Source organism: Microcoleus sp. PH2017_08_TRC_O_A, assembly GCF_020738665.1.
Taxonomy (GTDB): domain Bacteria; phylum Cyanobacteriota; class Cyanobacteriia; order Cyanobacteriales; family Microcoleaceae; genus Microcoleus.
The window spans coordinates 20,240-28,979 of the sequence record NZ_JAEQCE010000065.1; the positions used below are offsets into that span (position 1 = coordinate 20,240).

Consider the following 8,740-nt stretch of genomic DNA (forward strand, 5'->3'; position numbering starts at 1 on the left):
CCGATGCCCGATGCCCGATGCCCGATGCCCGATGCCCGATGCCCGATGCCCGATGCCCGATGCCCCATTACCCAATTTAATTTACCACCTCAAACATGACCAATCTGCTCAGCCACAGCGGTTGATTAGCCTCCACACCTTCGGGACGACCCTTAGTAGAAGCAACTTGTATTCTATTGCCATTTATCCCTTCTTTAACCAGAGCAGCCTTCACATTTATCGCCCTTTCCAGCGCCAACTTTTGATTTTCCGCAGGGCTGCTTTTAAAATCGCTGTAGCCAATTACCCTCAAATTAGTCGTGCTATTCTCCTCCATATATTGTTTAACTTTGCTCAGTTTTTGTGCTATATCTTTCGGCGACAAAATTGCCGAACCAGCACCGAAATAAAGGCGAACTTCTATTGGCGGTGACGGCAGTTGAGTTCCGATTCCCACTGTATTTGTTACCGACTTCACCCCCGGAATTTTCTCAAAAGCTTGAGTAATTTTCTGAGCATCCGTTGCTTTGCTCACACTACCTGCAATCGCGACTTTTCCCTCTGCATAGCGAGCCGAGATATTAATGCTTTCTAACTTATTCAAAAGAGCCACAGTCCGCTTGACATCAGCTTCGGTTAAAACCGGATCGGGAGGTACTTCAACGGCTATAATTTTATTGTCAATTCTTAATTTGGGAGCTGCATCCTGAGCGATTTTTTCCGCTTTCACTCGCAGCTTTTGATTCGGCACTCGTCCCGAAATCTCTAATACTCCATCTTTAACATCTGCCGCAAGGCGATAAACCGATAAGTCGGGAGCAGATTGTAAAGCTAAATTTGTATCTGCTTCTAAAGTCGCTGCAATTCCGCTGCGGTATTCATGAGTGCCCCAACCTACGCCAATTAAACCTAACACTGCCAAACCGATAACTGGTAAAATTGGAATCTTAGTAGATTTAACTTTTACCTCTGTATCGATTAACTTTTGCAAGTTTAAGTTTACTCCTGGAGGCAGACGAGTCGGATCTCCGTTAAATGCCTGAATTTGCTCTCCGTATTCTTGAAGAATATTCTTAAATATTGCTCGCATTTTGTACTTAAACCATTGGCGGGTTCCTCCTTCGATCACTACTGCTAGATAACACGAACCTGCTACTTCCAATACTATCGAAGATGTCCCGTATTGTACCGCATCAATCTCTGCAAGATTTCCCGATTGAGATATGCAGTCGTTGACAAAAGAGCGAATAGCAGTCAGCATCCCTGCTATCATTTCTGATTCTAGCTCTTCGCTTTCAGGCGGCTGCACTCCTGCAATTAACAATCCAGAATTTTTTTGAATCAAAAATACAGCTTTAACAGTCAGCGGTGCTGTTGCTTGCATTAGCAATTCTGCTTCAGAAATTCCTTGCAATTTGGCTTTAATTTTGCGAGCGATCGCATCAGGACTTAACGATTGATCCAACTTTTCGTTAATCTCGCGCATCGTCTCGCCGATGTATTTTAAAATTGTGCTGCCGATGATCGGATAAAGTGCATCCGACATTGCTTCTCGCTTGATAGTAATTTGCTGTTTGATTGCCGAGGCCATTTCCGGCGCCAGCGCTATGGCAATTTCATCGGGATATTCACTAATTCTGTGGCTGATTCCCACAGGAATAGAAGGCGCTAGGGCTACTCCAAACGACTGCCGATTTTCTCGGATTTTGGTATCAATTACTTCATCAATTATCGGAGCGATGGTTTCGGCAAATGATTTTCTAGAGTCATTAATTGTTTGGATCATCATTTCTGGAAAGATGCTTTTAATTCGGGCCATTAATTCTGCCCGATCGCCTCCCCATTCAGCATCAGTTATTTTGCGTTCTAGTTCCTGTACTTTACTGTTGAGATTGTAATTATAACCTACCACTTCATCTAATAACGGTAAAATAGATTGGATGACAGATTTTTCTAGTTGGGAGTGATGGCTAACCATCAGCTCGTCAATCAAGGGTTTGAGTAAATCTGTAAACAAGTCTGTCGATTGATAAATCCGGTGTTCGATCGCCACAATCTTTTGTTCGATATTTCCGAGTCTTTCATCAATCTTTTTGTTCTGAACGATCGCATCGACAGTAGGGGCGATCGCAGATTCTATCTCTAGCTTAGCGTCCCGAATGCTTCCGGACAGCATTTCCAAGATCGCGGGCATGATTCTTCCCATCAACCCTTCGATCTCGCCTAAAACTTGCTGCTGAACTTCGACAATCTTACTTTCATTTTGCAATATTTTTGCTGCAATACCGCTGTTTTGAATAGCAGTATCGACAGCAGGTGCGATCGCCTCTGTCACCTCTAACTTTGTCTCGTCAATTTTCCGGTTCAGCGACTCAATCATTAACGGCATCAACCTTGCCAGGATTTCTTCCGGCTGAGATTTTTGCTGGCGCTGAAGATTATTGAGCCTACTTTCTACATCGCTCAATTTTCCTGGAACTTCTCTTTGCAGAATTGCTGATTCAATCAAAGGTTCGATCGCTGCTGCTACCTCTAATTTTGATTCATCAATTTTCCGGTTCAGAAAATCCGTGATTGCTGGCATTAGCATCGCCATAATCTCTTCTGGCGTCTGAATTGGCGACTCTTGGGTAGCCAGCCGGCGCTCGACGATGCTCAATACTTTTTCTTCTATTTCTACCCAAGCTATTCTTACCTGTACTGAGGGTGCAAGTGTTTCTACAACTTCTAACTTTAATTCACTAATTTTGCGGGCGAGCAAATCGCTAACTACCGGGACTAACTGTTTGATAATATCTTCCGGTTGCTGCTGGTAACGCTGCTGAACAGTCGCAAGTTTCTCTTCAATTATGACTACTTGTTCTTCCAGTCCATTTTGATTGTCAACTACTTGATTGATTGTCGGTGCGATCGCCGAAGTCACCTCTAACTTAGACTCCTCTACCTTGCGGTTGAGCAGATCTCCCACCATCAACATTAGCCGTTTAACTAACTGTTCTGAATTTCCCAATTGCTGCTGGTTGAAATCAGAAATTTGATTTTCCAAATCCGCTAATTTTGTCTGAACTTCCAGGCGATTGATTTTATCGTTGCCGACGAGTTCTATCGCCTGGTTTAATTGAAACTTCAACCGCTCTAGCTCTTCTCTCACTAACTCGGGAATTAAAGGTTTCAATAAATTCATCAATTCTTTCGGCTCAGACATTAGTTTCTCAAAATTTTCTAACCTTTGTTCTACGCTGAAAATATTACTGTAAAATTCCGGCAAATCCCTTTCAAACAACAGTTCCTGCAACCGTTTAAACTCTTCGACTGCTTTTTCTAAATCTTCTTCCGACGGTCGCTCATTGTTTGCTAAATTAGCGATTCTAGATAAGCCTGCTTCTTCGTTCTTGTTTTGTCGTCTTTGAGGTGGTATCTCTTCATGATTATTCAATACTTCCGGTACAACCGCAGGTGATTCGATCAAAAAAGACAATTGGTTGCGCCGATTTTCCTCTTCCTCAAGTCGCTCTGCTGATTTTTCAGATGGCGGTAACTTTAGCTCGATAGGTTCTTTTTTTGATTGCTTCAGTAACTGGATTTCAGTCAATATGATTAGCAATTCCTGAAGTTGATCTCCTGCTTTAGAACTTACCTGAGTTGCATCTGACACCTCTGTTTCTGACTGATATATGTTCCCTGAATTATCATTAGATGCTGCCATACTGTGCTACCAAAATCTGATTTTAAGCGATCGACTAAAATGACCAGCTTGCTTGTCGCCTGACGCCAGCGAACATCAATAGGAATGACACAATTTTGCCCAGTGTCAGACTTAATTAAGGCTATCGCCCTATTTTATACTGCTGCTCTGCGACTAGCCAACTGGGCCGCCAACTGTAACGCTGCTGTCATGCTAGAGGCATCGGCAATTCCTTGACCTACAATATCAAAAGCTGTGCCGTGATCGGGAGATGTGCGGACAAAGGGTAAGCCAATTGTAGTGTTGACCGCTTTGTCGAAAGCCATCAATTTTACTGGAATCAAGCCTTGGTCGTGGTACATTGCCAAGTAACCGTCGTGAGCTAATGAGGCTAAGCCGTACCAAACTTTAGCCGGTTTTACCCACATGGTATCCGGGGGGATTGGCCCGTCTAATTGCACTTGGGGAAAACGATCGCGCTGCGCTTTCAACCACGGTATCATCCAGTCTTGCTCTTCTTTTCCCAGTTTGCCATTTTCGCCGCTGTGAGGATTTAAGCCAGAAATCGCTATTTTTGGTTTTTCTATCCCAAAATCTTCGCGCAAACACTCGATCAGCAATTCTAGTTTTTCACTCAGCAACTCTGGAGTCAAAGCCTCGGGTACTTGACGCAGAGGAATATGTGTGGTAGCGAGTAAAGTTACCAGCGTCCAACCGCTGTGGGGAGATGTGGCGGCAAACAGCATTCCGAACCGCTGCGATTTCGACCTTTCTGCGAGAAGTTCTGTTTGTCCGGGATAATTGTAACCTGCGGCCTGCCAGCAAGTTTTGGAAATGGGGCCGGTGACGATCGCACAAAATTCGCCGGCAAGGGTACGGGCGATCGCCTTTTCCATATACTCAAAGCTAGCCGCCCCACTAGCCGCATTCCCGACACCGGGGACAATGGAACCCCACTTGCTGTCTGGTTCGATATCAATAATGTTTAATGTTGCGGGATTTGCTGCTGTTGTAGCCCGATCGATCGATCGCAACCGATCGTAAGTTTGTTGCAAAATCATCCTCGATCCGAAAACCGTCACCATCAAAGCAGCAGCCGGATCTGCCAAAGCCTTGAGAATCACTTCCGGGCCAATTCCTGCCGGATCTCCCAGAGTTACAGCTAGTTTTGATTGCCGATCGAGACTCAAGGCAGTTTTCTCCCCAAAAAATACAGCAATTTCAGCAGTGAGATTTTAGCATTCATGTAGCTGGTTGCCCCAAATTATATTATTATTTTTATCTAATGCGATCGTCCAATTAGGCATATACAATCATGAATCCTGAAATTTTCAATGCAGCCTTTTTGTCCTTTTCCCTAATTTTCGTGGGTATAGGCGGAGGCTTCCTCCTGCTCAAACTGCAAGGCGGCGAAGAATAAATTTTTGTAACAATCATTCAGAAGTCTTCTAGCTCAAGCCTTCTAGCTTCTGCGTGCCACCCAAAGCCAGCGTGCTGCTTAGGCTCTCAAGCCAAAAATGAGAAAAATTCAGGTTTTTGTTAAGTTTTTATAAAAAACATAACGAAAACCTGATACCATCTTATAGAAAGTTTAAGATTCATAAATTAATCCCTAGATGACTTTATTGATTGTAGGAGCCACCGGCACCCTCGGCCGTCAAATAGCCCGCCGCGCCCTAGACGAGGGCTACCAGGTGCGTTGTTTAGTCAGAAATTACAGAAAAGCGGCCTTTTTGAAAGAATGGGGCGCCGAACTCGTACCGGGAAACCTTTGCCAGCCTGACAGCTTAATTCCTGCATTAGAAGGCGTCACTGCTATCATCGATGCAGCAACAGCCAGCGCAGCCGATTCTGTCAGCATCAAAAGAGTAGACTGGGACGGAAAAGTATCGCTGATCCAAGCAGCAGCAGCAGCAGGCATCAAGCGTTACATATTCTTTTCATTTCTCGACGCCGAAAAATATCAGCAAGTCCCCTTGTTGGAAATTAAGCGCTGTACTGAGCTATTCTTAGCAGAATCCGGTCTAGACTACACAATATTGAGACCTTGCGGCTTTTTGCAAGGACTGCTGAGCCTGTACGCAATGCCAATTTTGGATGGTCAGGGAGTCTGGTTGCCCAACAAGCCGTCAGCCCTTGCTTACATGAACACTCAGGACGTTGCGAAGTTTGCCGTCCGAGCTCTTACCGTTCCCGAAACCGAGAAAAAAAGCTTTCCGGTGGTGGGAAATCGCGCTTGGGATGCTGAGGAAATCGTGCGGTTGTGCGAGCGGCTTTCTGGGAAACAGGCCAAAATCACCCGCACGCCAGATGCCTTGTTGCAGGCTACCCGTCAATTTGCTAAGTTCTTTCAGTGGAGTTGGAACGTAGCTGACAGATTGGCTTTTTCAGAAGTTTTAGCAGCCGGAAAACCCTTGAAAGCTCCGATGGATGACGTTTACAGTGTCTTCGGATTAGACCCTAAAGAAACTACAACTTTGGAATCTTATCTGGAAGAATACTTCAGTCTGATTATGAAGAAGCTCAGGGAAATAGAGTACGAGCAGCTTAAGACTAAAAAACGGAGTAAACAAAAAATGCCTTTTACATTTTAAAGTGCCGAAAGCTGGGATTATATACAACGACGTTAAACCAGTCTCTTGTCGCATCGCCGAAGAGTTGAAAGACAAGCTGACTGCCCGCGGCTGGGAGGTCTGCGCGGTTTCCGGTGCCGGGGGAATTTTGGGCTATTCTAGTCCCGATCGCCCCATGTGCCACACTCCGATCGACCAACTTGTCCCCCCCGGTTTTGACAGCGACATGGAGTTTGCAGTGGTTTTGGGTGGCGACGGTACGGTGCTGTCGGCATTTCGCCAAGTTGCTCCCATCGGAGTGCCGCTGCTGACTGTCAATACCGGTCATATGGGCTTTTTAACAGAAACTTACCTAAACTTGCTCCCGCAAGCTTTGGAAAAGGCGATCGCCGGAGAATACGAAATAGAAGAAAGATCGATGTTGGCCGTGCGGCTGTTTCGAGACAACGACTGCCTTTGGGAAGCCCTTTGTCTCAATGAAATGGTACTGCACCGCGAACCGTTGACTTGTATGTGCCATTTTGAAGTGGCGATCGGCCAGCACGCCTCTGTGGACATTGCCGCAGATGGGGTAATTATCTCGACTCCGACTGGATCGACAGCCTACGCGCTGTCAGCCGGCGGCCCTGTAATTATTCCGGGAGTCCCAGTGTTGCAGTTAGTCCCTCTTTGCCCGCATTCAATGGCTTCTCGGGCTTTAGTATTTAGCAATACTGAGCCGGTGAAGATTTTGCCGGCAAGTCCGAACCGCCTGGTAATGGTGGTAGATGGGAACGGCGGCTGTTATGTTCGGCCTGAGGATTGGGTGCAAATTGAGCGATCGCCCTACCCAGCCCGCTTTGTTCGGATACAATCTTTTGAGTTTTTCCACATTTTGCGGGAAAAATTGGGCTGGGGCTTGCCTCACATTGCTAAACCGAGTTCGGTTGAGTTGCCTTAATAGTTGTTGGTAATGAGCGGAGTGTAGCGGAGAATTAAAGTCCCGTCTTTTTAGGGGGGCTTTTTCTTCGCTTTCAGGTTTCTAAGTTTTTGTGCAGGATAAGGCTCGATCGGCATCTCGATCAAGAATCCTTAATTCTCGATCGAGATTCCGAACCATCTCCAAGGTGAGGCAGCGTTTGCGAGATAGCGTTAGTGCGATCGAACATTTTTGGTTTAACATCCCACCCATTACCTATTCCCCATTCCCTAAACCACCGCTGCGATCGAGAAAATCAGTAATCTCCTGATAAAAAGCCTGTCCCTTTCCCCTGCTGCTACTTGCAGTCACCAATAATCTTAAAACTTCCACAAGCGAACTAATCGTAGCATCAAAAATCAATGCAAACAACTGGCTTAAATCATCTTGATTCTGTTGCCCGTAGGCTAAAGCATTAATATAATCATTGCGGATTTGGTTGTCAATCACCACAATCGGATAGCCAGCACGGATTAAAAGTAAATTCATTAATAACCTAGCCGTTCGACCATTCCCATCCCGAAAAGGATGAATCGAAACAAACCGATAATGAGCGATACTTACATATTCAACTGGATGGAGCCTTAAAGCAGATTCCGAATTCAACCAACTCGCAAAATCTCCCATTAATTGAGACAATAAATAATGGGGAGGATAACGATAATTAGTTCCTGCCGCCATCACGTCCAGAGTGCGATAACTACCCGCTTCATCAGGGTTAATTTTGCGGAGAATCAGATTGTGAATTTGCTTAATTTCCCATTCATTAATCTCCGTATCTTTTTGGGCTAAATTTTCAATATAATCGATCGCCTCCTTATGCCCAATAACTTCTAAATGTTCGTCAAGGGTTTTGCCCCCCACAGTAATGCCCTTAGTTAAAACTAATTCCGTTTCACTTTGGGTTAAAGTATTACCCTCAATGGCATTTGAGTTATAAGTAAAGCGAACATCATAGAGCTTTTTGAGTTCGGCGACGAGGGTGGAATCGAACGGTCTAAACCCATCTAGCCAAGCTTTTAGTTTATCGATTCGTTCTAATTTAAGCTGATAATTGATCATTAAATAGTTGTCGATCGCAGAGGTTAATGAAAATTCCTTTTGTTTACCTAAAATAATTACCTTTTGAATGAATTTCTCGTATAGTTGAGTCTCCATCTTTGAAAATACTCCCCCATTCCCTAAATTGCCAACTTTTCACAAAATCGCCGAATCAGGCGATCGTTCTCCTGCATTGTGCGATCCATAGATTGTAACTCTAAGGCGATCGGTCAAAGTCTTCGATGTCCAATCGCCCTTAAACTCAGAAATCACAACACAAGAACATTTTTACTCTTCTTCATCATTATCCAAAAGCTGTTTTAAAGAATCAAAATTTTGTTGAGAACTGTGGCGAACGCGGTGAATTTTAACCATTCTAGTATTTTCATTTTCTACGATACTAAATAACTGTAGTTTAGACTAAAAAATGAGTACAGCTAAAAGTAGCCACCTTTGAATCTCAGGCAAGCTGTTGCTTAAAAACTCAAGAGGGATCAGATTAAA

At 44.6% G+C, this 8,740-nt stretch carries 7 protein-coding genes; 3 read left to right on the forward strand and 4 right to left on the reverse strand.

Features of this window, described 5'->3' with window-relative positions; genetic code table 11:
• Positions 1-76 precede the first annotated feature (76 nt).
• Both JGK22_RS21640 and pdxA read right to left on the reverse strand, forming a co-directional pair.
• Positions 77-3,685, reverse strand: coding sequence for an OmpA family protein (locus tag JGK22_RS21640; protein ID WP_293207284.1), 3,609 nt, complete (start codon positions 3,683-3,685; stop codon positions 77-79).
• A 134-nt stretch (positions 3,686-3,819) separates the two neighbouring features.
• Entirely contained in the window at positions 3,820-4,854 is a 1,035-nt protein-coding gene (pdxA, locus tag JGK22_RS21645; RefSeq protein WP_293207282.1) for a 4-hydroxythreonine-4-phosphate dehydrogenase PdxA, read from the reverse strand.
• Between the two features lie 125 nt (positions 4,855-4,979).
• Here pdxA and petM point away from each other — a divergent pair, with 125 nt between their 5' ends.
• The 3 genes from petM to JGK22_RS21660 all read left to right on the forward strand — a co-directional run bounded on the left by petM (position 4,980) and on the right by JGK22_RS21660 (position 7,177).
• Positions 4,980-5,084, forward strand: a complete 105-nt coding sequence (petM, locus tag JGK22_RS21650) for a cytochrome b6-f complex subunit PetM (protein WP_172189541.1) — start codon at positions 4,980-4,982, stop codon at positions 5,082-5,084.
• 196 nt (positions 5,085-5,280) lie between these two features.
• Positions 5,281-6,258 (forward strand): NmrA family NAD(P)-binding protein, encoded by a 978-nt coding sequence (locus JGK22_RS21655; RefSeq protein WP_293197521.1) that lies wholly within the window; start codon positions 5,281-5,283, stop codon positions 6,256-6,258.
• A 1-nt stretch (position 6,259) separates the two neighbouring features.
• Entirely contained in the window at positions 6,260-7,177 is a 918-nt protein-coding gene (locus JGK22_RS21660; RefSeq protein ID WP_293183772.1) for an NAD(+) kinase, read from the forward strand.
• Between the two features lie 81 nt (positions 7,178-7,258).
• Here JGK22_RS21660 and JGK22_RS21665 read toward each other — a convergent pair whose 3' ends face one another.
• Positions 7,259-7,399 carry a hypothetical protein gene (locus JGK22_RS21665; RefSeq protein WP_293183769.1) on the reverse strand — a complete coding sequence of 47 codons (141 nt, stop codon included), beginning with the start codon at positions 7,397-7,399 and terminating at the stop codon, positions 7,259-7,261.
• 12 nt (positions 7,400-7,411) lie between these two features.
• Positions 7,412-8,353 carry a Fic family protein gene (locus tag JGK22_RS21670; protein WP_293183767.1) on the reverse strand — a complete coding sequence of 314 codons (942 nt, stop codon included), beginning with the start codon at positions 8,351-8,353 and terminating at the stop codon, positions 7,412-7,414.
• Positions 8,354-8,740 lie beyond the last annotated feature (387 nt).

Excerpts from the sequence above, each read along its gene's own strand:
- JGK22_RS21640 (WP_293207284.1), bottom strand. The coding sequence starts at position 3,685 with ATGGCAGCATCTAATGATAATTCAGGGAACATATATCAGTCAGAAACA.
- petM (WP_172189541.1), top strand. The coding sequence starts at position 4,980 with ATGAATCCTGAAATTTTCAATGCAGCCTTTTTGTCCTTTTCCCTAATT.
- JGK22_RS21655 (WP_293197521.1), top strand. The coding sequence starts at position 5,281 with ATGACTTTATTGATTGTAGGAGCCACCGGCACCCTCGGCCGTCAAATA.
- JGK22_RS21665 (WP_293183769.1), bottom strand. The coding sequence starts at position 7,399 with ATGTTAAACCAAAAATGTTCGATCGCACTAACGCTATCTCGCAAACGC.
- JGK22_RS21670 (WP_293183767.1), bottom strand. The coding sequence starts at position 8,353 with ATGGAGACTCAACTATACGAGAAATTCATTCAAAAGGTAATTATTTTA.